Origin of the sequence: Romboutsia sp. CE17, from assembly GCF_012317385.1 — a bacterium.
Classification (GTDB): Bacteria; Bacillota; Clostridia; order Peptostreptococcales; family Peptostreptococcaceae; genus Romboutsia_E.
Map to the genome: position 1 here is coordinate 165712 of NZ_CP051144.1, position 25809 is coordinate 191520.

Annotated in this window: 24 protein-coding genes, 1 pseudogene and 1 riboswitch; of the genes and pseudogenes, 23 read left to right on the forward strand and 2 right to left on the reverse strand. The window is 27.3% G+C overall.

Annotation, left to right across the window (positions count from 1 at the left end):
- Positions 1-44 precede the first annotated feature (44 nt).
- Positions 45-599, reverse strand: a complete 555-nt coding sequence (locus tag HF520_RS00750) for a TetR/AcrR family transcriptional regulator (RefSeq protein ID WP_168572211.1) — start codon at positions 597-599, stop codon at positions 45-47.
- Between the two features lie 192 nt (positions 600-791).
- Here HF520_RS00750 and HF520_RS00755 point away from each other — a divergent pair, with 192 nt between their 5' ends.
- The 19 genes and pseudogenes from HF520_RS00755 to HF520_RS00845 form a co-directional block, all read left to right on the forward strand.
- Positions 792-1721 (forward strand): ABC transporter ATP-binding protein, encoded by a 930-nt coding sequence (locus HF520_RS00755; RefSeq protein ID WP_168572212.1) that lies wholly within the window; start codon positions 792-794, stop codon positions 1719-1721.
- Positions 1721-2602 (forward strand): ABC transporter ATP-binding protein, encoded by an 882-nt coding sequence (locus HF520_RS00760; RefSeq protein WP_168572213.1) that lies wholly within the window; start codon positions 1721-1723, stop codon positions 2600-2602. The genes HF520_RS00755 and HF520_RS00760 overlap by 1 nt, the downstream gene beginning before the upstream one ends.
- A gap of 15 nt (positions 2603-2617) precedes the next feature.
- Positions 2618-3982, forward strand: coding sequence for an ABC transporter permease subunit (locus HF520_RS15130; RefSeq protein ID WP_207711018.1), 1365 nt, complete (start codon positions 2618-2620; stop codon positions 3980-3982).
- Between the two features lie 198 nt (positions 3983-4180).
- A complete protein-coding gene (locus tag HF520_RS00770; protein ID WP_168572214.1) occupies positions 4181-4381 on the forward strand; it encodes a cold-shock protein in 201 nt (66 codons plus the stop codon).
- A gap of 281 nt (positions 4382-4662) precedes the next feature.
- On the forward strand, positions 4663-4956 hold the full coding sequence (locus HF520_RS00775) for a hypothetical protein (protein WP_168572215.1): 294 nt from the start codon (positions 4663-4665) through the stop codon (positions 4954-4956).
- A gap of 609 nt (positions 4957-5565) precedes the next feature.
- Positions 5566-6177, forward strand: coding sequence for a pyridoxamine 5'-phosphate oxidase family protein (locus HF520_RS00780; protein ID WP_168572216.1), 612 nt, complete (start codon positions 5566-5568; stop codon positions 6175-6177).
- A 2-nt stretch (positions 6178-6179) separates the two neighbouring features.
- Complete coding sequence (locus HF520_RS00785) at positions 6180-7721, forward strand: ABC transporter permease/substrate-binding protein (RefSeq protein ID WP_168572217.1); 1542 nt, start codon at positions 6180-6182, stop codon at positions 7719-7721.
- A gap of 15 nt (positions 7722-7736) precedes the next feature.
- On the forward strand, positions 7737-8480 hold the full coding sequence (locus HF520_RS00790) for an ATP-binding cassette domain-containing protein (RefSeq protein WP_168572218.1): 744 nt from the start codon (positions 7737-7739) through the stop codon (positions 8478-8480).
- Between the two features lie 189 nt (positions 8481-8669).
- Complete coding sequence (gene tnpA, locus HF520_RS00795) at positions 8670-9143, forward strand: IS200/IS605 family transposase (protein WP_168572219.1); 474 nt, start codon at positions 8670-8672, stop codon at positions 9141-9143.
- 158 nt (positions 9144-9301) lie between these two features.
- The gene (locus HF520_RS15445; protein ID WP_334296646.1) at positions 9302-9424 is read left to right on the forward strand and encodes a hemolysin III family protein; all 123 of its coding nucleotides are present in this window, start codon (positions 9302-9304) and stop codon (positions 9422-9424) included.
- Positions 9425-9585: 161 nt separating this feature from the next.
- The gene (locus HF520_RS00805; RefSeq protein WP_168572220.1) at positions 9586-10344 is read left to right on the forward strand and encodes a hypothetical protein; all 759 of its coding nucleotides are present in this window, start codon (positions 9586-9588) and stop codon (positions 10342-10344) included.
- A gap of 209 nt (positions 10345-10553) precedes the next feature.
- Complete coding sequence (locus tag HF520_RS00810) at positions 10554-13331, forward strand: sigma 54-interacting transcriptional regulator (protein WP_168572221.1); 2778 nt, start codon at positions 10554-10556, stop codon at positions 13329-13331.
- Between the two features lie 84 nt (positions 13332-13415).
- The gene (locus HF520_RS00815; protein WP_168572222.1) at positions 13416-13835 is read left to right on the forward strand and encodes a PTS sugar transporter subunit IIA; all 420 of its coding nucleotides are present in this window, start codon (positions 13416-13418) and stop codon (positions 13833-13835) included.
- A 34-nt stretch (positions 13836-13869) separates the two neighbouring features.
- Positions 13870-14343 (forward strand): PTS sugar transporter subunit IIB, encoded by a 474-nt coding sequence (locus tag HF520_RS00820; protein WP_168572223.1) that lies wholly within the window; start codon positions 13870-13872, stop codon positions 14341-14343.
- A gap of 22 nt (positions 14344-14365) precedes the next feature.
- On the forward strand, positions 14366-15136 hold the full coding sequence (locus HF520_RS00825; protein WP_168572224.1) for a PTS mannose/fructose/sorbose/N-acetylgalactosamine transporter subunit IIC: 771 nt from the start codon (positions 14366-14368) through the stop codon (positions 15134-15136).
- Complete coding sequence (locus tag HF520_RS00830) at positions 15117-15968, forward strand: PTS system mannose/fructose/sorbose family transporter subunit IID (protein WP_168572225.1); 852 nt, start codon at positions 15117-15119, stop codon at positions 15966-15968. The genes HF520_RS00825 and HF520_RS00830 overlap by 20 nt, the downstream gene beginning before the upstream one ends.
- A gap of 10 nt (positions 15969-15978) precedes the next feature.
- On the forward strand, positions 15979-17049 hold the full coding sequence (locus HF520_RS00835; RefSeq protein WP_168572226.1) for an SIS domain-containing protein: 1071 nt from the start codon (positions 15979-15981) through the stop codon (positions 17047-17049).
- 26 nt (positions 17050-17075) lie between these two features.
- Positions 17076-18086, forward strand: a complete 1011-nt coding sequence (locus HF520_RS00840; protein WP_168572227.1) for an SIS domain-containing protein — start codon at positions 17076-17078, stop codon at positions 18084-18086.
- 115 nt (positions 18087-18201) lie between these two features.
- Positions 18202-19544 (forward strand): annotated as a pseudogene (locus HF520_RS00845) (IS1182 family transposase); the annotation flags it as partial.
- A gap of 133 nt (positions 19545-19677) precedes the next feature.
- Here the strand turns inward: HF520_RS00845 and HF520_RS00850 are convergent.
- Positions 19678-20013 carry a winged helix-turn-helix transcriptional regulator gene (locus HF520_RS00850; RefSeq protein ID WP_168572228.1) on the reverse strand — a complete coding sequence of 112 codons (336 nt, stop codon included), beginning with the start codon at positions 20011-20013 and terminating at the stop codon, positions 19678-19680.
- 737 nt (positions 20014-20750) lie between these two features.
- On the opposite strand from HF520_RS00850, the gene HF520_RS00855 reads away from it, so the two are divergent.
- The 4 genes from HF520_RS00855 (at position 20751) to HF520_RS00870 (ending at position 25788) form a co-directional block, all read left to right on the forward strand.
- Positions 20751-22295 (forward strand): CotH kinase family protein, encoded by a 1545-nt coding sequence (locus HF520_RS00855; RefSeq protein WP_168572229.1) that lies wholly within the window; start codon positions 20751-20753, stop codon positions 22293-22295.
- Between the two features lie 151 nt (positions 22296-22446).
- Positions 22447-22560, forward strand: a riboswitch (FMN riboswitch).
- Between the two features lie 245 nt (positions 22561-22805).
- Positions 22806-23909 carry a bifunctional diaminohydroxyphosphoribosylaminopyrimidine deaminase/5-amino-6-(5-phosphoribosylamino)uracil reductase RibD gene (gene ribD, locus HF520_RS00860; protein ID WP_334296641.1) on the forward strand — a complete coding sequence of 368 codons (1104 nt, stop codon included), beginning with the start codon at positions 22806-22808 and terminating at the stop codon, positions 23907-23909.
- A gap of 1 nt (position 23910) precedes the next feature.
- Positions 23911-24567, forward strand: a complete 657-nt coding sequence (locus HF520_RS00865; RefSeq protein ID WP_168572231.1) for a riboflavin synthase — start codon at positions 23911-23913, stop codon at positions 24565-24567.
- Between the two features lie 18 nt (positions 24568-24585).
- Entirely contained in the window at positions 24586-25788 is a 1203-nt protein-coding gene (locus HF520_RS00870) for a bifunctional 3,4-dihydroxy-2-butanone-4-phosphate synthase/GTP cyclohydrolase II (protein WP_168572232.1), read from the forward strand.
- Positions 25789-25809: the final 21 nt, after the last annotated feature.

The following is a 25809-nucleotide window of genomic DNA, read 5'->3' on the forward strand; positions in this document are numbered from 1 at the left end:
ACAACTGGGAAAACTAATATAATATACTTGTAAGTAAAAGTAGATTATATATTTTTTTTAGAAAGATATTTGATTGCATTGATAAGCATTGATACAAGTTCTTCTGGGCTTTCTTTCATTCCTGATTTTATCCATTCACTTATAATACTTGTATGTACGCCTATAATTAAAGCTAGTGCATAATTTTCAGGTACTTCAATCATTTCTGTATCAATATTTTTATTATATAAAGTTTTTATAGCTTCATGGAACTTAAAGTAAAAAGATTCATCTATATTATTGCACAAAAGTATTTTAAAAATTTTTTTATGTTTTTCAACATATTGATATATTTTAATTAAAAATGAAAAAATATTTTCGATGTAACAATCATCAGTTACTATGTTTTTTATACCATCTAAAATTTCATTTTCAAACTTTTCCAACAAATCATACTTATCTTTATAATGTGAATAAAAAGTAGTTCTACTTATCATTGCTTTCTTTGTTAAATTAATTACTGTTATCTTTTCGAATCCAATATTATCTGCAAGTTCAAGAAAAGCATCTTTAATTATCTTATCTGTTTTGGTAATTCTTAAGTCTAGGTTTTGACTCAAATCTATTCACCTTCTTTCTATTATATTTAGAAATAATGAACACTTTGATCATATCTGTAAATTGAATACATCTATAAGTATGCGATAGTATATAAATATACTATATCAAATTACATGTTTTTTCCATATGAATTAAATAATTAATAATACAATGAATTAAATAACTGATATTAGTAAAGAAAGGAGAAGAATATGACAGTATTAAAAGTTGAACATTTGACAAAAGATTATGGCCATAATCGTGGTGTATTTGATGTTTCATTTAGTGTTGAAAAAGGAGAAGTCTATGGTTTTTTAGGACCAAATGGAGCCGGAAAAACTACTACAATTCGCCATATTATGGGATTTTCTAAGCCTCAAGAGGGACATACTTATGTAAATGGTCTTGATAGCTGGACAAATACAAGTGAGATTCAAAAAAATCTTGGATACTTACCAGGAGAAATTGCACTACCAGAAAGCTTAACTGGAACACAATTTATAGAAATGATGGCAAAACTTCGTGGTATAAAAGATATGTCACGTACAAATTACTTAATTGAAAAATTTGAGCTTGATCCATCAGGTGTTATGAAACGTATGTCTTTAGGAACAAAGAGAAAATTAGCTATTGTAACTGCATTTATGCATGACCCTGAGGTACTTGTATTAGATGAACCTACAAGTGGTCTTGACCCGATTATGCAAAATACATTTATTGAATTTATTAAAGAAGAAAAACAAAGAGGAAAAACTATTCTTTTATCAAGTCATATATTTTCAGAAATAGATGCTACATGTGACAGAATATCAATAATAAAAGATGGAGTAATTATATCAACTTTTGTTGCAAATGAATTACGTCATAATGAAAGAAAGACGTTCAAAATAGAGTTTAATATAAAAGAAGAATTTAAAAATTTCTTAGAAGAAATGGAAAAAACTAAAAAACTAAATATAACTTTAGTAAAACAACATAAAAATCAAGTTAAGATTGAAATAAATGATGCAGATATAAATAATTTATTTGATGTTGTATCAGATTATGATTTGAAATTTATTTCAGAAATTAAATTTACATTGGAAGATTATTTTATGAAGTTTTACGATAGGAATATAGATAGTCAGGGGGTGATTAAATAATGTCATTGATTCAAATTAAAAATCTAACAAAAGATTATGGAGATAAAAGAGGTATATTTGACATAAATCTTTCCATAGAAAAAGGAGAGATATTTGGATTTGTAGGTACTAATGGTTCAGGAAAGACTACAACAATTCGTCATTTGATGGGATTTTTAAAACCACAAAAGGGTAGTGCAACTATAGATGGATTAGATTGTTGGGAAAATTCAGCAGAAATTAAAAAATATATTGGATACTTACCAGGAGAGATAAATTTCCCTGATGCACATACTGGAATGGATTTTCTAAAAAATCAAGCTGAGTTACTTGGAGTAAAAGATATGTCTTATGCTGAAAATTTAATCAAAAGATTACAACTTGATCCAAGTGCTAATTTAAAAAGAATGTCAAAGGGAATGAAACAAAAAACAGCTATTGTTGCTGCATTTATGGCAAACCCAGAAATTCTTATTTTAGACGAACCAACAACTGGTCTTGATCCATTAATGAGAGCTGAATTTATTGATATTATTAATGAAGAAAAAGAAAAAGGAAAGACAATATTTATGTCTAGTCATATGTTTGATGAAGTTGAAAAAACTTGTGATAAGGTTGCTCTTATAAAAAATGGAAGAATTATAGATATTAAATCAACAAAAGAAATTAAACATAATGAAGATAAAGTTTATAAAATTGAATTTAAGAATAAAGAAGATTATCAGAAATTTATTAGTGATAAATTTGAACTTATAAAAAATGATAAAAATCAAAATCAAGTTACTATTTCTATTAATGACAAAGACATTAATAAACTTACTAAAGTATTAAAACAGTATGATATAAAATTTATCAATGAAATTAAATTTACACTTGAAAAATACTTTGAGAAATTTTATTAGAATAGGAGAAGTACAATGTTTAACAAAACAATATTCAAACATACATTTAAATCAAATTTCAAAATATGGCTTATAATAACATTGGTATTAAGTGTTATGAATGGAGTAATGATTGCTGTATTTGAACCATCAACAATAAATAGTATTACTAATATGGTTAAAGATACACCTTTATCAAGTTTATTAGCTGATACTAGTTTTCTAGGTATGTTAGCTCAAACATTTTATTCAATTCATGGAGTTATTTTACCATTAATATATATTATAATAGTTGCAAATAACCTTATTGTTTCGCAAGTAGATAGAGGTTCTATGGCCTATATATTATCAACACCAATAAAAAGAATAGAAGTTGTAATTACACAGGCTATATATTTTATTACATCATTATTTATGATGATATTAATAAGTACAGTAGTAGGTTTATTTACTATTCAAGCTTTCCATGGTGGAGTTTGGGGAGTAAGCTATACTGAAGATGTAGAGGTTGCTAGTAAGGTTTTAAATATGGATGAAGAAGATGTAAACAATGACCTTAACCTTATACTAAATAATGAAGAAGCTTTAAAAGAAGGTGCGAAAGCTAGAAGTATTGATGAAGATGTATATAGGGCTTATTTGAATCTTAAAGTTACGCAAAACTCATATAAAAAAGCTTCTGAAATAATGGATATAGATGAAGAGAAAATTAGTGAAGATCCTTCAATAATAAAAGAAAATAAAGAAGCTCTTGAGGCAGGAGCAAAAGTAATGGATATAAGCAAAGAAGAATATGGTGCATATATTGACCAAATCGTTGCACAAAAATTAAGTCAGTCTAGTGAAATACAAGATAAAATATTTAAGGGAATTTCTGAAGCTTCCAAAGTATTAGATGTAGATGAAAGTGAACTTGCATCAGATATGGGGCAAATAAAATCAAATGAAAAAGCATTAGATGCAGCAGTAAAAGAATCAGGAATTCCTAAGGAAATGTTTATTTCTATTATAGATAATCAAATTGCAACAAGTGAAATAGCAGCAGATGAAGGAATGGATTTTAATGTAAAAGATTATATTATGCTGAATGTTGGTCTATTCTTATTAATGTTTGCAACAAGTGGTGTTTCATTTATGTTTTCTTGTATCTTTAATTTATCTAAAAACTACATGGCATTTGGTGCAGGAATACCAGTAGCATTCTTCTTATTTGATATGATGACACAAGTTAGTGCTGATTTGGAGTTTGTAAAATACTTTACTATAAACACTTTATTTGATACAGAAGCCATAATAAGTGGAGGAGACTATATGATTCAATTTATAGCACTTGGATCTCTTGGTATTGTTCTTTATGCAATAGGTATGTATATATTTAAAAGAAAGGATTTACCTCTTTAGACAATAGATTAAAAATATAATATATTACAATACTATAAAAACAAATTAACAAATATAAAACCGAATAAAAATAAATAAAAATAAAAAAATGTAAAAAAACACTATCTATTATTTTTTATCTGTGCTATAATAATATTTGTAGCGATACACAAATAATTTAAAAGAGACCTAGAGATAGGTTCACAGGAGAAATTTTTAATGAATAACGGAATAGTAAAATGGTTTAACAATGAAAAAGGATTTGGTTTCATATCAGTAGAAGGTGGAGATGATGTATTCGTACATTTTTCAGCAATACAAACTGATGGGTTTAAATCATTAGAAGAAGGTCAACAAGTAAGCTTTAATATAGTTAAAGGTGCTAGAGGTCCTCAAGCAGAAAACGTAACTATATTATAATATATATATGTTCGTGAAAAAGACACATTGAGTGTCTTTTTTTATGTTTAAATTTACAAAGGTATCATAACTTAAAAGCAATCAATCCTTTAGAATATATAATAAACACCATCTTAAATAATAGTTATAGTTGGAGCACTGGCAACTAAATCGAATTATAAACCTCTATAGAATATAAAAAATAATATATAAATAACTTTATATTAATGACAAAAGTAAGTTAAAAGTATACTATAGTAAGTATAAAGTAAGTCAAAAATATATAGGGAGGTATAGGGAATTTGGTATTAATAAAGGTAAATGAAGTTCCAACAACTAAAGAAGGTTTAAAAGAAAGAACTAGAAGAGCTTGGAGAATAAACCCAAGTAGACTATATGGTCAAGATACTGTAATATCAGTTTATAGAGGGCAAATACTAGAAGTATATAAGATATTAGGTTATGGAGCTGATGCAATTTCAAAAGGTAGAATTGCATTTGAGCTTGAAGAAATAGAAAGTGACTTAAGAGGGAAAACAATAGTTACCAAGACAAGTAACCCTTGTACAATAGTTGAAACTTTAGAATTTAAATAATATATAGTAACTTAGAAGTAGGTGCTTCCGTATTGCATAGAATAAACAGATTATTAAATACAAAAACGAAGATATAATAGTAAAATATTATTGGATTGAGCTTATTTCATCAATCTAGAAAAAAGTCACTTTAAAAGTGAATTTTTTTATTTGAATAAGGAGTACGAAAAAGTTATATATTATGAACAATTTATATAACATTAAATAAATAACCATATCTTATAATTCGAATTCTTGAAAATACTAAGATATGGTTATTTTTATGATACTTTTATCACGAAGTAAGATAAAATCGTTTATCTAAAAAATATGGAGTTAGAGCATATAAAAATCAAAACTAGAAAATCCTAATTGGACAAAATGTCCAATTAGAAAATTTATCAAGCTGATTAAAACTAGTTTTATCAATAATAAATAATAAAAACGATGGATTATAGAATTAAATTTCTGTAACTCATCGTTTTTATTATTGTAAAAAAGATATATATTCTAAAGTTATTAAATATTATTAAATAGTTACCTGTAGGTAACCATACCACATTAATGTGCCTACTTAACAAAGTATTCAATTTGATTTAAATTTTAAATATAGAAAGAGAGGGATATATTATGAATGCTAAGGAGTGTTTAAAGCTTTTAAGAGAAATTAAAGATGTTGCTTTTGCAACGGTTGATAAAAATGGGAATCCTCAAGTAAGAATTATTGATGTAATGATTGTAGAAAATGAAACTTTATATTTTGTAACATCAAGAGGTAAAAACTTTCATAGAGAATTATTAGAATCAAAAAAAGTTGCAATTACAGGATTAACTAAAAATTATGAGTCCATTCGTTTGATGGGAGAAGTAAATTTAGTTAGAGAACAGAAAAAATGGTTAGATCGTGTATTTGAAGAAAATCCAGTTATGAATGATGTTTATCCAAATGACAGTAGATATATATTAGATGTTTTTTATATAGACAAAGGAGAAATTGAATACTTTAATTTAAGTCAAAGTCCTATTTATAGAAAAGCATTTTCTTTAAAAGGCAAAAAGATAAGTCAAAAAGGATTTTATATAACTGATAATTGTGTAGGTTGTGATAAATGCAGAAGAAATTGTCCTCAGCAATGTATTAGTAAGAATGAACCATATATAATCAATGAAAATAATTGTTTACACTGTGGACTATGTTATGAAGGATGTCCAGTAAAAGCAATCACTAAGGTAGGTGAATAAATGTGTTAAATGAAGTTCTAAATTTATTTCAAGAAAAAAGCTCATTTTTTATAAATTTATTATATCAACATTTACAAATATCATTTATTGCAGTGATGATAGCTTGCATCATTGGTTTAGTTATTGGAATAATTATTAGCGAATTTAATAAAAGTTCTAAGTATGTATTAGCTATTATAAACTTTGTATACACTATACCATCAATATCTTTATTAGGTTTTTTAATACCCTTTTCAGGTATAGGAGATAATACAGCTATTATAGCATTAACTATTTATGCACTATTACCAATGGTAAGAAATACATTTACAGGTATTGAAAATATTGATGATGCAATAATTGAAGCAGCTAAAGGAATGGGAAGTACCAGATTTCAAATTATATATAAAATAAAGCTACCTCTAGCAATGCCAGTAATTATGGCAGGTATTAGAAATATGATAACAATGACAATTGCACTCGCTGGTATAGCATCATTTATTGGTGCAGGTGGCTTAGGTATTGCTATATATCGTGGTATAACTACTAATAATACATCAATGACAATAATAGGAAGTTTATTAATAGCAATTTTAGCTATTGTTATTGATTTAATACTAGGGATTATAGAAAAAAGAATTTTAAGTAGAAAATATAATTTGAAAAAAGATTTCAAGATTTTTGTATCAGCTATTGTATGTATATCTTTAATTATAGGTGCTTTAACATTTTATAAAAATAAAGATGATAACCAAGTTATACACTTAGCAACAAAGCCAATGACAGAGCAATATATTATTGGTTCTATGATTAAAGAAATGATAGAGGAAAAAACAGATATTAAGGTAGAAGTAACACAAGGCGTTGGAGGAGGTACTTCTAATATTCACCCAGGAATGGTAAGCGGTGAGTTTGATATGTATCCGGAATATACTTCAACAGGTTGGAATATGGTATTAAAACATGATGGTTTTTATAATGAAGAAATGTATGATGATTTAGTAAAAGAGTATAGTGAACAATTTAATTTTACATGGACTGGTATATTAGGCTTTAATGATTCTTATGGATTAGCTGTAAGAAAAGAAATTGCAGATAAATATAATTTAAAAACATACTCAGATTTAGCAAAGGTATCAGATGAATTAGTTTTTGGTGGAGAATATGATTTCTTTGAACGACCTGATGGATACAATGCACTTTCTGAAAAATATAATTTTAAATTCAAAAAAACTATGGACTTAGATATAGGATTAAAGTACAAAGCAATTAATGAAGGTAAAGTAGATGTTATGGATATATTTACAACAGATGGTCAGTTATCAGCATCAGATGTTGTTGTATTAAAAGATGATAAGGAATTTTTCTCTACAGCAATGGGAGCTATGGTTGTACGAGATGAAATTCTTAATAAATACCCACAATTAGAAGATGTATTCAATGAAATGGAAGGAATATTAAATGATAGTGAAATGGCCAAATTAAATTATATGGTGGAAACAGAAGGTAAGGATGCAGAAGCTGTTGCACATGATTACTTAGTAAAAATAGGTCTTTTAAAGTAAAGGGGATGAGTATTAATGATAAGTGCAATTGAATTTAAGAATGTAAAAAAAGTATATGGAGATAAAGTAATCTTAGAAAATTTTAATTTAGCAATAGAACAAGGTGAATTTTTAACTGTAGTAGGAAGTTCAGGGTGTGGAAAAACTACATTATTAAAGATGGTTAATGGACTAATCGTTCCTGATGAAGGAGAGATATTTGTTCATGGAAAGTGTACTAAAGATGTAGATATTATAGAACTAAGAAGAAATATAGGTTATGCGATTCAAGGAAGTGTATTATTTCCACATATGAATATAGAAGAGAATATATCATATGTACCTAATCTTTTGAATAAAAGAGATAAAATTAAAACTAAAGATGCAGTAAAGAAATGGATGAAAATTGTTAGATTAGATGAAGAATTATTAAAAAGATATCCAAATGAATTAAGTGGTGGTCAACAGCAAAGGGTAGGTATAGCTAGAGCACTTGCTGCATCTCCTGATATATTACTTATGGATGAACCATTTGGAGCAGTAGATGAAATTACTCGTTCTAGTTTACAAGATGAAATTATAAGAATACAAAAAGAAGCTAATGTTACTATTATTTTTATTACACATGATATTAGAGAAGCATTAAAACTTGGGAGTAGAGTTTTAGTTATGGACAAAGGCAAGATTCAACAACTTGACACACCTAGAGAGATATTAAATAATCCCCAAAATGATTTTGTAAATAAACTTATTGAAAGAGAAGTAAGCTATACTATATAAAAATGACCTAAATATATTTAGGTCGCAGAACGTAGACAAAGTCTACGTTCTTTTATTGTATTAGGAATACCACAGGTTATACCTGTGGTTCTAAAAAGCTTTTAGCTATGAGTAAAAATAAAAAACCTCCATAAAATTATAGTAGGTTTGCCGACCAATACTATAAAATTTAAGGAGGTGTGTCCTGTTATGGACAATAATAGTTTAGCACATAGTAAATGGAATTGTAAATATCATATAGTTTTTGCACCAAAGTATAGAAGGCAAATTATTTATGGAAAAATAAAAGCAGATATTGGAGTAATATTAAGAAAACTTTGTGATCATAAAGGTGTTGAAATAATTGAAGCAAATGCATGTAAAGATCATATACACATGCTGGTAAGTATACCACCAAAACTTAGTGTAGCTCAATTTATGGGGTATTTGAAAGGTAAAAGTTCATTAATGATATTTGATAGACATGCCAATTTAAAATACAAATATGGCAATAGGCAGTTTTGGTGTAAAGGATATTATGTTGATACAGTTGGAAGAAATAAAAAAGTAATTGAAGAGTATATAAAAAATCAAATTCAAGAAGATATAATTCATGAACAAATGAGTTTAAAAGAATATATTGACCCGTTTACGGGTGAGCCGGTAAAAAAAGCAAAAAAATAAGCACCTTTAGGTGCAGCCAGTAATAGCATGCGGTTGGCAAACTGTTCAGTGTGCGAGTAGCACAGCCAGAAACAAAGCCTTATAGGCGTAGAGCAAACCACCCGTTTTACGGGTGGTTATGATTAGCAGGTGGGATATTATATACTATAGGAGCTATTATATATGGACTTAAACCTAAGGCATTAAGATTTAAAAATTTAGGATTTCATGAGATATTTCATATTTTTATTCTTTTAGGAAGTTTATGCCACTATATAGCAGTATTTGAATATGTAATATAAAATAAGTTAATATAAATAATGTACCCTGTCGGTAAAGTCGACGGGGTATTTTTATAGATAAATAAAATGATATATAATACTGATTTGATATTAAATATTAGGGTAAAATTATATAAATTGTAAAATTTAAAATAAATATTAAAAATATCAAGGGGTATTTTATGAAATATAGAACGAAAAGAGGAAGTGTAGGTAGACCACTGGTAATAAAAAAGCTAAAAAGACCAGAAGGTACAATAACCATAAGATATAAAAAGATAAGAGAAAATAGGTTTGCTAAAGATATTATAAATATGATAAATGATGGAAAAAAATATGATGAGATAGCAAAAAATTTAGGTATTACAAAACAAGAAGTAATAACAATAAACCAAAATAATACACTGAGACATGGAAGTAAAATTAATAAAGCAAATATAAAGGATATGATAAACTTAGGGCTTACGACTAAAGAAATAAGTAAAATATATAGATGTAAGGAAAGTGCTGTAATAGCAATTTTAAGAAATATAGACTTAAAGAACAATATAAAATATGAAAAGGAAATAGATATTTCTATAAGTGTTAGAGATATGCTTAATAAAGGATTTAATTTTAATGATATATCTAAAGAGTTAAATATAAAGAGGTATAATCTTTTTAGTGTTTATAATAAATACTTTAAAGTATATAGTAGTGAAGTTATTGACTTTGATATTATTGATAAGCTTTTAAATATTAAATTGAATTATAGTGATATATCAAGATTTTATAATATACCTAAAGAGTATTTAATGATGATTATAAAGATGAATGAAGAACATAAACTTGAAAGAAGTAAGAAGAAGGAAAAGAAAGTTATAATAGATGAAGAAGATATATTAACGAAGTCTTATAAGGCAAGTGATATAGATTTTTATTCTAGTAAATATATTAGATAGACATTGATATATTAAATAATTATATTATTGTTTAATATATCAATGTCTATCTAATATATTTTTTCTACAAGTTATAATAAAAAATTATTAATATACAAAAAAATATAAAGTATAATATTATTAATAATAAATAATACCAAATTATTAAATACAGATAAATATTATTAGGGGATAGGAATAGAATTTTATTATTATAAAGGGGTACATCAATGTTAAAAGTAAATATATTAAAGTATTTAAATGATAAAACTGAAAACTATATTAAAGATAAGAATAATGAGGAATATACTGCTCAATATATATCAGATATATTTGGTGTAAAAAGAAATACTATTAGTCATTATATAAACCAAATGATTGATGAAGGAAAAGTTATAAAAATAAATACAAGACCAGTATATTTTTTTCACAAAGATAGCTTTGAAAGAAGATTTTTTAAAATATCCAAGAATACGTTTTCTAGTATTGAAGAATTATTTAATGAATATAGTGAAGATGAGAATAAAGATGATATTTTTAAAGAATTGATTGGATATAATGGTAGTTTAAGTGAATCAATAGACAAAATAAAAACATCAGTACTTTATCCAACTGAAAATGGTTTACCGATTATGTTAAGTGGACCAACTGGGGTAGGAAAAAGTTTTATTGCAGATCTTATTTATCAATATAGTATAGAACAAGGTGTAATAAAAAAAGATGCACCGTTTATAATATTTAATTGTGCTCAATATTATAATAATCCAGAATTATTATCGAGTAACTTATTTGGTTATGTAAAAGGAGCATTTACAGGAGCTGATAAAAGTAAAGCAGGTATGATTGAAGCTGCAAACGGGGGAATATTATTTTTAGATGAAGTACATAGATTAAATAGTGAAGGTCAAGAAAAATTATTTACTTTTATGGATAAAGGTTTAGTAAGACGGATGGGTGAAACTGATGGATGGCATAAATCAAATGTACGTTTAGTTTTTGCAACAACAGAATCTCTTTCTGAAAATTTCTTAGAAACTTTTTTAAGAAGAGTACCTATAACAATTAATATACCTGGATTAAATGATAGAGATATTTTAGAAAAAATGCAGTTTGTGTATACATTTTTAATAAATGAATCAAAAACATTAAATAAAGATATAATTATATCTCAAAGAGCATTAGATATATTAGCATCATATAGTTATAAAGGTAATGTTGGTGAACTAAAAAATACTATTAAATATATATGTGCATACTCTTATTCTAAAAATATTACATCAGATAAGATAACAATAAAGTTAAAGGATTTACCAGAAACATTTTTAAGAGATGCATCTATTATAGGTGAATCTAAAATAAAAAAGAAAGGTGATATATTAATATCACCTAATTCTAATTATAATGAATTATTTTTTTCAAATATTAATTCAAATAATGAAATTAAAGATTTATATAGAAATATTTTTACCTTATATAGAAAGTATAAAGATAATAATGATAAAGAACAATTTGAAAAAAATATATTTTTAGAAATTAATTCTTTTATAGATAAAATAATATTTGATAAGTCTAAAATTAATGAAAATATAATGCTGCAATTTATTATTTCATCGTTACAAGATGTATTTAAATATATAGAAAATAATTATAATATAAGGCTAAATGCAAACTGTGTATATACTATGGCATATTTTATTTATTCAAAAGGATATGAGAATATTAAATTTAACAAAGATGAAGAAAAATTAATTGATAAAATTTATAAATATGCACTAGATAATAATAAAGAAGAATTTAAATTAGTTTCTAAGTTATCAAGTTTAATGGATAGTAAAATGGATGTTAATTTACAAAAGGAAGATGAAATTTTCATTTCTTTTTACTTTAAAAGTTTAAAAGTTTTTCAAGATAAGAAAACTATAAAATCAGTAATATTAGCACATGGATATTCTACTGCAAGTAGTATAAGTAGTGTGGCTAATAGAATTTTAGAAAGTAATCTATTTGAAGCTTTTGATATGCCGATAGATATTTCTGTGAAAGAAATTGGAGAAAGGCTAATTGAATATATAAATAGAACTGATATTACTAAAGGTCTTATAATTCTAGTTGATATGGGATCTTTAAAAGATATTCATAATCAAATAAAAGATTATATTAATTATCCTATAGCTATAATCAATAATGTTTCAACACAAATAGCATTGTACATCGGAAGTTTATTAAATAAAGATTTATATATAGAGGAAGTTATTGAGAAAGTTAAAGAGTATAATGAAACTGAATATAAGATAATATATCCAGAAAAAGTTAAAGAAAAAGCTATAATAACTTCATGTATTACAGGTATAGGTACATCTAAACAGATACAAAAATTACTAGAAAAAAGTATTCCTAAGGAATTAGGAATAAACATTGTAGCTTGTGATTATGCAAGACTTAAAAATGATGGTGTAAAAGATACATTGTTCCAAATGTATGATGTACTAGCTATAATAAGTACACTAGACCCTGAAGTGAGTGATATAAATTATATATCATTAGATGATTTGATTTCAGGTCGTGGTGAAGAACAGATGAAAAAGATATTTAATCTTGTAGCAGATGAAAATACTATTATTACTATAAATAACAATTTAGTACGTAACTTATCTTTAGAAACTATTGTTAGTTCAGTTACTATATTAGATAGTAATAAAATTTTAGAAAATGTTGAAAAATGCTTAAATGAGTTAGAAATTCTTATAGGTAAAAGAATACCTAATGATAAAAAAGTAACTTTATATATACATATAAGTTGCCTTGTTGAAAGACTTATTCGTAAAGTTCCTATAGAAAATTATAATAATCTTGACACTTTTATACAGTGTCAAGAAAATATGATAAAAAATATAAAAAAAGCCTTTAGTGGGATTGAGGAAACATATAATGTCAAAATCAACATAGAAGAGATTGGTTATGTATATGATATTATAACCGCTAAAACAGAAGCTTTAAATGAATTTTAATAAAAAACTATTGAGCGTGCCACTAAGTTGGCACGCTTTTTGCTTTATATAAAGTTAAGAAAATAATAGGAAGGAGGAATAGATATGGTAAAGATATTACTTGCTTCTCATGGGGACTTAGCATATGGAGTGTATAGCTCTTTAAAGATAATCATGGGAGAACAAAAAAATATAGATACATTATGTGCTTATAAAGAAGAAGACTTTGATTTAAAGAAAGAAGTATCTAATATATTTGATAATTTATCAAATGAAGATGAATTAATAGTTGTTACTGATATATTTGGTGGTAGCATTAATAATGAGTTTATGAATTATATAGAAAGAGATAACTTTCATCTAATATGTGGACTTAACTTGCCTTTATTAATGGAGTTAATACTTATTCAAGATGATAAAAACATAACAGAAAAAATAAAGAATGCTTTAAATATGTCAAAAGAAACTATTAAATACTGTAATGAAGCTGTAACATTGTTAGCTTTAGAAGATGATGCATTTTAAAAAATTATATTTCAATAAACTAGGGAGGTAAAATATGATTAAGTTATTAAGAGTAGACCATAGATTACTACATGGACAAGTAGCATTTTCATGGACACAGTTTTTAGGAGTAGATTGTATATTAGTTGCAAATGACTCACTTATGCAAGATGAACTTCGTAAAACAACGATAAAATTAGCAAAACCACAAGGTGTAAAGGTTGTTATGAAAAATATACAAGATTCTATAGATGCTATAAATAGCGGAGTTACTGATAAATATAAATTATTTGTTGTTGTAGAATCAATAGAAGATGCAAATAGGCTTGCTAAAGGTACTAATAAATTTACAGAAATTAACCTTGGAGGGATTAAATCTAGGGAAGGTACAAGAAATATCTCTAAAGCAATAAATGTTACTCCAGAGGAAGAAGAAACATTAAAAGAGTTAATTAACTCAGGAATTATAGTTGAAATTAGACAAATACCAAATGATCAAAAAATATTAGCACAGAATGTATTAAAATAATAATTTAAAGGGGAGTTAGATTATGTTAACGGCTATATTACTTGGATTGGTAGCTATGTTTGCCAATGCAGAATACTTATTGGGAACATCTTTACTATCAAGACCTATTATTACAGGTGTTTTAACTGGTCTTGTATTAGGCGATTTACAATCAGGACTAGTATTAGGGGCAACTTTAGAGCTTGCATTTATAGGAGCATTTTCAATAGGAGCAGCAATACCACCAGAAATTATTTCAGGCGCAATACTAGGTACTGCATTTGCTATTACAACTGGACAAGGTCCAGAAGTTGCATTAGCATTAGGAGTTCCAATAGCCGCATTAGCACTAGTAATAAAAAATGCTTGTATGATATTTATACTACCACTATTTGTACATAAAGCAGATAAATATGCAGAAAAGGGAGATTGTTCTGGAGTAGAAAGAATGCATTTATTAGGGGGATTCTTTTCAGTTAACCTACCTATAGGATTAATAGTATTTTTATCGTACTTATTAGGATCTTCATCTATTGAAAAAATATTAAATGTTATACCTAGTTTTATACAAAATGGTCTAGCAATATCTACAGGATTATTGCCAGCATTAGGATTTGCATTATTAGTTAAAATGATTATAAATAAAAAAGTTGCAGTATTTTATTTCTTAGGATTTGCATTATCAGTATATCTAAACATACCTATAACAGGAATTTCAATCTTTGGAGTAATATTAGCAGTTATTTTAGTAAATTTAAATAAGCCAGCTCAAGTTGCTATAGTAGGAGGTAATGATGATGACGACGACTTCTAAAGAAAATAAAATTTTAAATGCTCAAGGTGATAAAAATATAACTAAGAAGGATTTAATGAAAGTATTTTGGAGATCATTTACGATGGAATGGTCTTGGAACTATGAAAGACAATCAAATATGTCTTATACATATGCAATGATACCAATAATTAACAAATTATATAAAACTACTAAAGATAAATCTGATGCACTAAAGAGACATTTAGAATTCTTCAATACAACTCCACATATATCAACTTTAATGCTAGGTATATCAACAGCAATGGAAGAAAGTAATGCAAAATCAGATGGTTTTGATACTTCATCAATAAATAATGTAAAAGTAGGTCTTATGGGACCATTAGCAGGTATAGGAGATTCATTCTTTTGGGGAACTCTTAGAGTAATTGCAACAGGTATAGGTACATCTTTAGCATTACAAGGAAACATATTAGGTCCAATATTATTTTTACTTGTATTTAATGTACCTCATATACTAGTTAGATATTTATTTATGTTCTGGGGATATAAGTTAGGTGCAGGAGTATTAGATAAAATACAAAAATCAGGATTAATGGAATCATTAACATATGGGGCAGCTATACTAGGCTTAATGGTAATTGGAGGTATGACAGCAGAGATGGTAGCAGTAAATATACCACTTAGTATAGGTAGTGGAGATAGTGCTATGCCAGTTGCAGATATACTTAATGGAATTGTTCCTGGAATCTTATCACTTGGATTTACAGGATTTATATATACGCTATTAGGTAAAGGATTTAAAACAAGTACGATACTAGTAATAATAGCATTAATAGGAATCTTAGGTGCATTCTTTGGAGTATTAGCATAGGGGGATAACTATGACAGAAACAATGTTTACTTATATAAATGAGGAATATGAAACTAATAAAAGTGTATTAAAAAACAGAAAAAAAAATTTAAATGAGTTTATAAAATTAACAAAAAATAAAAAGTATGATGAGTGGGTAGTTTTAGCTACCGGCTCATCAGCAAATGCAGTTGAATGCGCAAAATATTACGTAGAAAAAATATTAAAAATTAATATTGAGATGAAGATGCCTTTTGTATTTAGTAACTACAGCACAAGTATAAATGAAAATGCATTATATATAGGTGTTACTCAGGGTGGACATAGTTTTTCAACTATTGAGGCATTAAAAAAAGTTAATAATACTAATGCGAATGTTGTTTCTTTAACTGCAAACTTAAATAGTGAAGTTTGTGAACTTTGCAATGCTGTTATTGATATTGGATGCGGTAAAGAAAACGTTGGATATGTAACAAAAGGTTTTAGTGCTACAGTTTTAACATTCATGCTTATGGGATTAGAATTAGCATATGAAAATAATATTATTACTGAATTAAAATACAATGAAGAGTTATGTAAATTTGAAGAGGCTATAAATAATATTGAGAATATTATTAAAAAATCTTTACATTGGTATGAGGATAAGAAAAATGAATTAATTGATTCACAGAAAATGGTATGTATAGGGTATGGTCCTGGATACGGAGTTGCAAGAGAAGCAGATACCAAAATAACTGAAACAGTTAGAATACCTATGAGTGGACATGAACTTGAAGAATATATGCATGGACCTTACTTATCATTATCAAATAAAGATCATATTATATTTATAGAAACTAAAAATGAACTAGAATATAGACAATCAAAACTAAGACTATATTTAAGTGAGTATACTGATTATACTTATAAAATTACATATAAAAATTATAGCGATAATAATAGAGATTTACCACTTGGAGTAGATATTGATGAATTAATAAGTCCATTGCTATTTGCAATACCAATTCAAATATTATCTTATTTTCTTGCAGAAGATAAAGGAAATAATTTAAATAAAAAAATATTTGAAGACTTTGATGATAAATTAAAAAGTAAAATATAACAATATTATAGAGGGGGAGAGTTTAAATGTTAAAATTTAAGGAAGATGAATATAGAAATAGTATGAAGTTAATATGTGAAGCAAGAGTTGATGCTGAAAGAGCAGCAGATGAATTAAGTAAGAGGGGTTATAAAAATATTTTCTTTACAGCTGTTGGTGGAAGTTTAGCACCAATGATGGCAATAGGAGAGATGGCAAAACAAATAACTACACTACCTGTATTTATAGAGCAAGCAGCAGAATTATTATTAAGAGGACATAAGAGCTTAGGTAAAGATTCAGTTGTAGTTACAATGTCTAAATCAGGAGACACTAAAGAAACTGTTGAAATAGCACAGTGGTGTAAAGAACAAGGTATAACAGTAGTTTGTTTAACAAAAAATCCAGAATCTCCATTAGCACAGTCTAGTGAATACTTAATACCAATGAGACATGAAAATGGAGTTGAATATGAGTACATGCTATTATACTGGTTATTCTTCAGAATGTTAAATAATAATGGTGATTTTGAAGAATATAGTGAATTTGCAGACCAACTTGAAAAATTACCTGAAAATTTATTAAAAGCTAAAGCTAAATTTGACCCAGTAGCAGCACAAATAGCTAAGAATTACTATAAAGAGCCATACATGATGTGGATAGGAGGAGGAGAAACTTGGGGTGAAACATACTTATTCGCTATGTGTTTATTAGAAGAAATGCAATGGTTAAGAACTAAGTCTGTAACTTCTGCAGAATTCTTCCATGGAACTTTAGAATTAGTTGAAGATGATGTTTGTGTATTCTTAGTTAAAGGGGAAGGTAAGTGTAGACCGATAGATGATAGAGTTGAAAGATTTGTTGAAAAGTACACTAATAAATTCACTGTAATAGATAGTAAAGATTATGAATTAGAAGGTATAGATGATAAGTTCCGTTGGATATTAGCTCCAACTATAATTTCAACACTTTTAGTAGACCGTTTAGCATTTCACTTTGAAGATAATACAGGACATTCATTAGATATACGTCGTTACTACCGTCAATTTGCTTATTAATAAGCATTAAAATAATAAAAATAAAAAAGATTAGCATTTAAAAATGCTAATCTCAGAACGTAGACAAAGTCTACGTTCTTTTATTTTTGTCAATACTCTTTATGAGGTGATAAATATGTTAACTGTAAGAAAAGAAAATTTTAGAGAAGATGAAATAAATGTTATATTAGATGGATTAGTTCCTGAAAATCATTTAGTGAGAAAAATAGAAAATGCAATAGATTTTAGTTTTATTTATGATAAAGTAAAAGATTTATACTCTCCGTTAGGAGCTCCAAGTATAGATCCAGTTGTTTTAATAAAAATAGTTTTAATTCAATATTTATTTGGCATACCTTCAATGAGGCAAACTATTAGAGAAATAGAAGTAAATGTAGCATATAGATGGTTTTTAGGTTATTCATTAACTGAAAAAATTCCTCATTTCTCAACTTTCAATAAAAACTACGAAAGAAGATTTAAAAATACAGATTTATTTGAATCAATATTTAAAGAAATTCTAGCGAGAGCTACAAAATGTGGATTTGTAGATTCTTCTAATATCTATATAGATTCTACACATATAAAAGCTAGCGCTAATAAAAAGAAATATACTAAAGTACAGGTAGATGTTCAAGCTAAGCATTATCAGGAAAAACTAGAAAAAGAAATAAACGAAGATAGAATAAAACACGGAAAAAGTCCACTATCTGAAGTAAAAGATGAAGAAGTAAAAAAAAAGAAAAAATAGAGAGTAATACAGATAAAGATAGTGGTATGTTCTTCAAAAATGAAAAAGAGAAATGCTTCGCATATTTAGCACATACAGCTTGTGATAACAATAATTTTATATTAGATTTCCATATTACACCTGGAAATATACATGATAGCGTAGCTTTTTCAGATTTATATAAGAAAGTAAGAAATAATAGTAAACAACATACAACAGCGATAGCTATAGATGCTGGATATATAACTCCTTATATTTGTAAAACTATTTTAGATGATGGTATAATTCCTGCTATTCCATATAAAAGACCTATGACTAAAAAAGGATTTTTTAAGAAATATGAATATGTATATGATGAGCATTATGACTGCTATATTTGTCCTAATAATAAAGTTTTAAAATATTTAACTACTAATAGAGATGGTTACAGAGAGTATAAATCTAATCCAAATGATTGTAAATCTTGTGAATACTTAAATACTTGTACTAATAGCAAAAACAAACAAAAACTAGTTACAAGACATATCTGGCAAAATTATTTAGAAGAAGCAAATCATCTTAGACATAAGTCCTATGTAAAAAAAGTTTATAGTAAGCGTAAAGAAACAATTGAACGAGTTTTTGCAGATGCAAAAGAGAAACATGGTATGAGATATACAAAATTGAGAGGTTTGTCGAAAATTAATATGGAGATAAGCCTTATTTTCTCATGCATGAACTTGAAAAAAATGGCCAATTGGCTGTGGAAAGATAGCTCTAATAAATTAAGGCTTACGCCTATTTTTAGTATTTTATCATTAAAAAACTTCATAAAAAAGAAAATAGCCATTTTATATAAATTAAAAATGGCTATTTTGTCTACAATCTGTGACCTAAATATATTTAGGTCGTTTTTTTATAATTATTTTTATATTCTTCTCCCCATGAAAGCATGGAATCAAGAACAGGTCTAAGACTATGTCCTGTTTCAGTAAGAGTGTATTCTACTCTTGGTGGAACTTCTGGATATACCGTTCTATTTACAAGACCATCACTTTCCATTGAACGTAAATTGCTAGTTAAAACTTTTTGACTTATTCCATTTAAAGATTTCATTAGCTCATTAAAACGTTTTGTACCAGTAAGCAAATCTCTAATAATTAATACTTTCCATTTATCTCCTATTAACTTTAATGTTGTTTCAACAGGGCATTCAGGTAAGCTTTTAGTATCTGGCATAAAGAAACCTCCTTAATATACAAATAAAATGCAATGACTATGTTATTAAAGCTCAAGATTCTGAGATTTAAAATAAACTTAATCTATTGGCAATAAACTATATATAAACAACTATAACATAATCATATTATAAACTAATTAGAAATTATTATAAATTGTGAAATACCCCAATTATATTAGATATATGATTGGGTTATTTTTATTTATATTCTATTACATCATATATGATAAATATAAATTTATCGTAAATTATTCACTTAGAAGCTCTGTGTGGAAATATTGTGATAAAGAATGGAAAATGATATTTCATCAAGGGACTTTAATAAATTAAATATATATAAGTATGTTGATCTTAATATATTAAGAATTATATAAGTAAATTTGAATATGATTCATTGACTTACTTATTTAATCAAGCGAAAGAATATAATAATTATATAATTTATTTTGGAATATAAAGTCTAATTATAAACTATTAGTTCATATAACATTTATTTTGTTTTGTGTATATCAGATAAATTTAAAGATTACATTAAGAAATTAGCGATTACTTTGGTTGGAGGAGGCGCTTTTTTCTTTGTTTAAAAGCGAACCAAAATTTTAATATATAGACTTTATTATTAGTAAATACGGCAAATTACTTCTTATGTATTTTACAATTTAAGTTTATCTTAAGATTAAACTGTTAAAATTTACCTAACAAATAAAAATAATATTATGTAAGGAGAAATATTACTATGTTTTTTAGAAAAAAACTAATTGCTAGTGCAATGATTTTAGCTATGAGTACTAGCTTATTAACAGGATATAGTAAAAGTATAAATAACAGTACTAATTCGACCAATGCTACTGAAATGGCTTATAATGGATTATTTAAAGAAGATGAAGTAATGGATATTAAAATTGAAATTTCAGAAGATGATTGGAATGATATGAAGGAAAATGCTATTGATGAGGAATATTACTCAGCAAATATCACTATAGGTGATACGAAAATAGAAAACATAGGTATTCGTACTAAGGGATTTAGCTCATTACAATCAGTTGCATCTAGTGATTCTGACAGATATAGTTTTCGAGTAAAATTTGATAAGTATGTTGATGGACAAAATTTAAATGGGCTTAATGAACTTGTATTAAATAATAATTTTCAAGACCCTTCTTATATGAGAGAATATTTATCTTACAAAGCCTTAGAAGAGCTTGGAGTAGATGTTCCAGAAACTTCTTATGCTAATATATATGTCAACGGAGAACTATTTGGATTTTATTTAGCTGTAGAGGCCGTTGATGATAGCTTTGTTGAGAGAATAGCTGATAGTGATTCTACTGATGTCAAACTTTATAAAGCTGATGGAGAGAATTCAACATTAGTTGATGAAGCTTCGTTATCAGGTTTTGAACTTAAAAGCGGTGAAGATGATAGTATGGCTGGTCTTAAGAAATTAGTTTCAGCTATAAATTCTATTGAAGATGGAAACAAAGATGATATAGAATCTGTATTTGATGTTGATACTTTCCTTAAATCTATTGCCGTAAATACAGTAGTTGGTAATTATGATAGCTATAATGGTTCTAAAGCTCACAACTACTTTTTATTAGAAGAAGATGGAGTTTTCAAGTATATTCCTTGGGATTTTAATATGTCATTTGGTGGATTTTCAGAAGATAACGGTGCAAGTGTAACTGTATCAATTGATGAACCTCTATATAATGTAGACTCTTCAAAAAGACCTTTAATTGAGAAACTTCTAAGTGTTGATGAATATAAAGAAAAATATTATGGTTATTTAAAAGAGCTTGTAAATTATTTTGATGATTTTGAAACTCAAGTTAATGATCTTGCTACTTTAATTAAACCTTATGTTGAAAATGACCCAACAGCATTTTATACTATTGAACAGTTTGAAGAAAATATAGTTGCTAGTGATACTGATTTATCTACTGTTAAAAATAATATGAATGGTAATAAACCTGATAACGGTGATAATGGAGAAAATCCTGGAACACCACCAGATAATACTAACGGTGAACCACCTGCTATACCTAATGGAGAAAATCCTGGAACACCACCTGATAACGCTAATGGCGAAGCACCTGCCATGCCTGATGGGGAGAATCCTGGAACACCACCAGATAATGCTAATGGTGAAGCACCTACTATGCCGGATGGAATGGAAATGCCTAATAAGGGTGGAGGTATGAATTTATCTGGAGATGTTGTTTCTATTATGGATTATTTACAACAAAGAATTGAAAATATTAAGACTCAATTAAGTTAGATAATATTCGTTCTAACTACTTAAACTCACGAAAAAGGTACTGGCTATTTAATCAATATTTTTTTATATGTAAATATATAAATATGGTAATTATTAACAAAATATGTTGACAAGTAATTATTAAGTGAATAGAATTAAGGTATAAAATTTAATAAATCTTCAGGGCAGGGTGAAATTCCCTACCGGCGGTAAAGCCCGCGAGCCTTATGGCTGACTCGGTGAGATTCCGAGGCCGACAGTAAAGTCTGGATGGAAGAAGATAAAATTATAGAAATCTAAGTATACATGTACTAGTTTGTTTGTTAAGCTCTGAAATATTATATATTTCAGAGCTTTTTAGATTTTTTATATAATTTATATAATTACATTTATTGCTATATCATAAATTAAATTATGAAGGTAATAGATTAATTTGAAATATTATGAAAAGTGTAAGCCCTGAGTTTTAGCTCGGGGCTTTATTTTATTTAAAATTAAGATTTATTAAATTCAAATTTTTATGATTGCGAGATGGTTATATTGAATCAAGAGTATATGAGATTAGCAATAGAAATAGCAAAAAAAGGTGCTGGAAAAGTTAATCCTAACCCAATGGTTGGTGCAGTTATTGTTAAAGATGAGAGAGTAATAGGTCAAGGGTATCATAAATATTATGGAGGTAATCATGCTGAAGTAAATGCATTTGAAAATTTAAGTGATAATCCTGAAGGTGCAACTATTTATGTGACTTTAGAGCCATGTTCTCATTATGGAAAAACACCACCGTGTGTGGATAAAATAATTGCAAATAAGATATCTAAGGTTGTTGTTGGAACATTAGATCCAAACCCTTTGGTTGAGGGAAGAGGGATCAAAGCACTTAAAGAAGCTGGAATAGAGGTTATAACAGGTGTTTTAGAGGAAGAATGCAAAAAACTTAATGAAGTATTTATGAAATATATCCTTTGTAAAAGACCTTTTGTAGTTTTAAAAACAGCTATGACTTTAGATGGAAAAATAGCTACAGAATCAGGAGAATCTAAGTGGATTACAAGTGATAAGTCAAGGCAAGAGGTTCATAAATTAAGAAATAAATTATCAGCTATTATGGTTGGGGTTAATACAGTTATTAAAGATAATCCTGAATTAACTTGTAGGCTGGAAGGTGGTAAAAATCCAGTAAGAATAATTGTAGATAGTAAGCTTAGAATTCCTCTTGGGTCAAATGTTGTTGTAGATAATTTAGCACAGACAATAGTTGCAACAACAGAAGTTGCTGATAAAGATAAGATATTAGTGTTAGAAAAATTAGGTGTAAAAGTGCTAATAATTAATTCTAAAAATGAAAGAGTAGATCTACAAAGTTTGATGATAGAACTAGGCAAAAGGGATATTGATGGAATTTTATTAGAGGGAGGGGCAACATTAAGTTTTTCTGCATTAGAAGAAAATATAGTAGATAAAATTCAAGTTTATATTGCACCTAAAATTATAGGAGGAGAAAAATCTAAGACTTCTATAGGTGGAAAAGGAATAGAGAAATTAAGTGATGCAATAATGTTAAACAATATGACAGTTAAATCTGTTGGTACAGATTTACTAATAGAAGCTTATCTGAAGGGAGGGGAGAAATAGAATGTTTACAGGAATTATTGAAGAGGTAGGAACAATTCAACGAATTAGAAAAGGCGAGAAATCTTCAGTAATATCAATAAAAGCTAGTAAAGTTTTAGATAAAACAATATTAGGAGATAGTATATGTGTGAATGGGGTTTGTCTTACAGTAACTAACATAGATGAAGATGCATTTGAAGCTGATGTTATGGCTGAAACTCTTAGAAAAAGTAATATGGGGCAGCTTTCAATAGGGAGCAAAGTTAACTTAGAAAGGGCTTTAAAATTAGAATCTAGACTAGGTGGTCATATAGTAAGTGGTCACATAGATGGAGTAGGAGAAATAATTAGTTCAGTCAAAGAGGATAATGCAACATGGATAAGCATAAAGGTATCACCAGATATTTTAAAGTATATTGTGATGAAAGGCTCTATTGCAATAGATGGAATTAGTCTGACAGTTGCTTATGTTGATAATAAATTATTTAAAGTATCTATAATACCTCATACAGGACAAGAGACTACTTTATTAAATAAAAAAACTGGTGAAACAGTAAATCTTGAGTGTGATGTTGTAGGTAAATATGTTGAAAAATTTTTAGGTTTAGGAAATGGAAATAGAGAATTAAAAAAAGATTCAATAGATGAAATGTTTCTTAGAGAAAATGGATTTCTATAAATTGTAGGGGGAGATAAAATGTTTGAGTTTAATACAATTCAAGAAGCTATAGAAGATATAAAAGAAGGAAAGATGATAATTGTAATAGATGATCCTGCTAGAGAAAATGAAGGGGATTTACTAATGGCAGCAGATATGGTTACTGGGGAGTCTATAAATTTTATGGCTAAATATGGTAGAGGGCTTATATGTATGCCAATAGAGGAAAAAAGAATGAAGAAATTAAATATTAATCCAATGGTTACTAATAACACTGATAATCATGAAACTGCTTTTACGGTATCTATTGATCATATTGATACAACGACTGGAATATCAGCTTTCGATAGAGCTTTAACAATTAAAAAGGTTTTAGAAAATAGTAAACCAGAAGATTTTAGGAGACCAGGACATGTATTTCCATTAATAGCTAAGGATGGAGGAGTATTAGAGAGAATTGGTCACACTGAAGCTGCTGTAGATTTATCTAAACTTGCAGGGTTAAATCCAGCGGGAGTTATATGTGAAATTATGAATGAAGATGGAACTATGGCAAGAACACCAGAACTTATGGAGTTTGCTAAAAATCATAACTTAAAGATTATAACTATAGCAGATTTAGTTGAATATAGAACAAAACAAGAGAAAAAGAAAGTATTAATTGAAAGAGCTGCTGAAATAAAAATGCCTACCAAATATGGTGATTTTAAAATGTTTGGATTTATAGATAAATTAAATGGAGAACATCATATTGCCTTAGTTAAAGGAGAAATAAATGAAGATATACCAATATTAACTAGAGTTCATTCAGAGTGTTTAACAGGAGATGCACTAGGTTCTAGAAGATGTGATTGTGGAGAACAATATGACCTAGCAATGAGGAAAATTGCTAAAGAAGGTACAGGAATATTAATTTATATGAGACAAGAAGGAAGAGGTATAGGTCTTATAAATAAACTAAAAGCATATGCTCTTCAGGATCAAGGATATGATACAGTAGAAGCTAACATTATGCTTGGATTCCCAGCAGATATGAGAAGTTATGAAGTAGTAGCTGCAATTTTAAAAGATTTAGGTGTTAAAAAGGTAAATCTTATGACGAATAATCCAAGAAAGATAAATGAGCTATTAGAGTATGGTATAGAAGTTGAGAATAGAGTACCTATTCAGATAAATCATAATGAAAACAATGAATTTTATTTAAAGACGAAAAAAGAAAAATTACATCACATGTTAGTTTAATAAAAGAAAAATAAATAATAA

Coding starts and splice junctions, on each gene's coding strand:
- HF520_RS00810 (WP_168572221.1), top strand. CDS start 10,554: ATGTTAAAAGTAAATATATTAAAGTATTTAAATGATAAAACTGAAAAC.
- HF520_RS00830 (WP_168572225.1), top strand. CDS start 15,117: ATGATGACGACGACTTCTAAAGAAAATAAAATTTTAAATGCTCAAGGT.
- ribD (WP_334296641.1), top strand. CDS start 22,806: ATGGTTATATTGAATCAAGAGTATATGAGATTAGCAATAGAAATAGCA.
- HF520_RS00790 (WP_168572218.1), top strand. CDS start 7,737: ATGATAAGTGCAATTGAATTTAAGAATGTAAAAAAAGTATATGGAGAT.
- HF520_RS00850 (WP_168572228.1), bottom strand. CDS start 20,013: ATGCCAGATACTAAAAGCTTACCTGAATGCCCTGTTGAAACAACATTA.
- HF520_RS00805 (WP_168572220.1), top strand. CDS start 9,586: ATGAAATATAGAACGAAAAGAGGAAGTGTAGGTAGACCACTGGTAATA.
- HF520_RS00865 (WP_168572231.1), top strand. CDS start 23,911: ATGTTTACAGGAATTATTGAAGAGGTAGGAACAATTCAACGAATTAGA.
- HF520_RS00760 (WP_168572213.1), top strand. CDS start 1,721: ATGTCATTGATTCAAATTAAAAATCTAACAAAAGATTATGGAGATAAA.
- HF520_RS00820 (WP_168572223.1), top strand. CDS start 13,870: ATGATTAAGTTATTAAGAGTAGACCATAGATTACTACATGGACAAGTA.
- HF520_RS00770 (WP_168572214.1), top strand. CDS start 4,181: ATGAATAACGGAATAGTAAAATGGTTTAACAATGAAAAAGGATTTGGT.
- HF520_RS00855 (WP_168572229.1), top strand. CDS start 20,751: ATGTTTTTTAGAAAAAAACTAATTGCTAGTGCAATGATTTTAGCTATG.
- HF520_RS00755 (WP_168572212.1), top strand. CDS start 792: ATGACAGTATTAAAAGTTGAACATTTGACAAAAGATTATGGCCATAAT.
- HF520_RS00825 (WP_168572224.1), top strand. CDS start 14,366: ATGTTAACGGCTATATTACTTGGATTGGTAGCTATGTTTGCCAATGCA.
- tnpA (WP_168572219.1), top strand. CDS start 8,670: ATGGACAATAATAGTTTAGCACATAGTAAATGGAATTGTAAATATCAT.
- HF520_RS15130 (WP_207711018.1), top strand. CDS start 2,618: ATGTTTAACAAAACAATATTCAAACATACATTTAAATCAAATTTCAAA.
- HF520_RS00870 (WP_168572232.1), top strand. CDS start 24,586: ATGTTTGAGTTTAATACAATTCAAGAAGCTATAGAAGATATAAAAGAA.
- HF520_RS00840 (WP_168572227.1), top strand. CDS start 17,076: ATGTTAAAATTTAAGGAAGATGAATATAGAAATAGTATGAAGTTAATA.
- HF520_RS00780 (WP_168572216.1), top strand. CDS start 5,566: ATGAATGCTAAGGAGTGTTTAAAGCTTTTAAGAGAAATTAAAGATGTT.
- HF520_RS00835 (WP_168572226.1), top strand. CDS start 15,979: ATGACAGAAACAATGTTTACTTATATAAATGAGGAATATGAAACTAAT.
- HF520_RS00815 (WP_168572222.1), top strand. CDS start 13,416: ATGGTAAAGATATTACTTGCTTCTCATGGGGACTTAGCATATGGAGTG.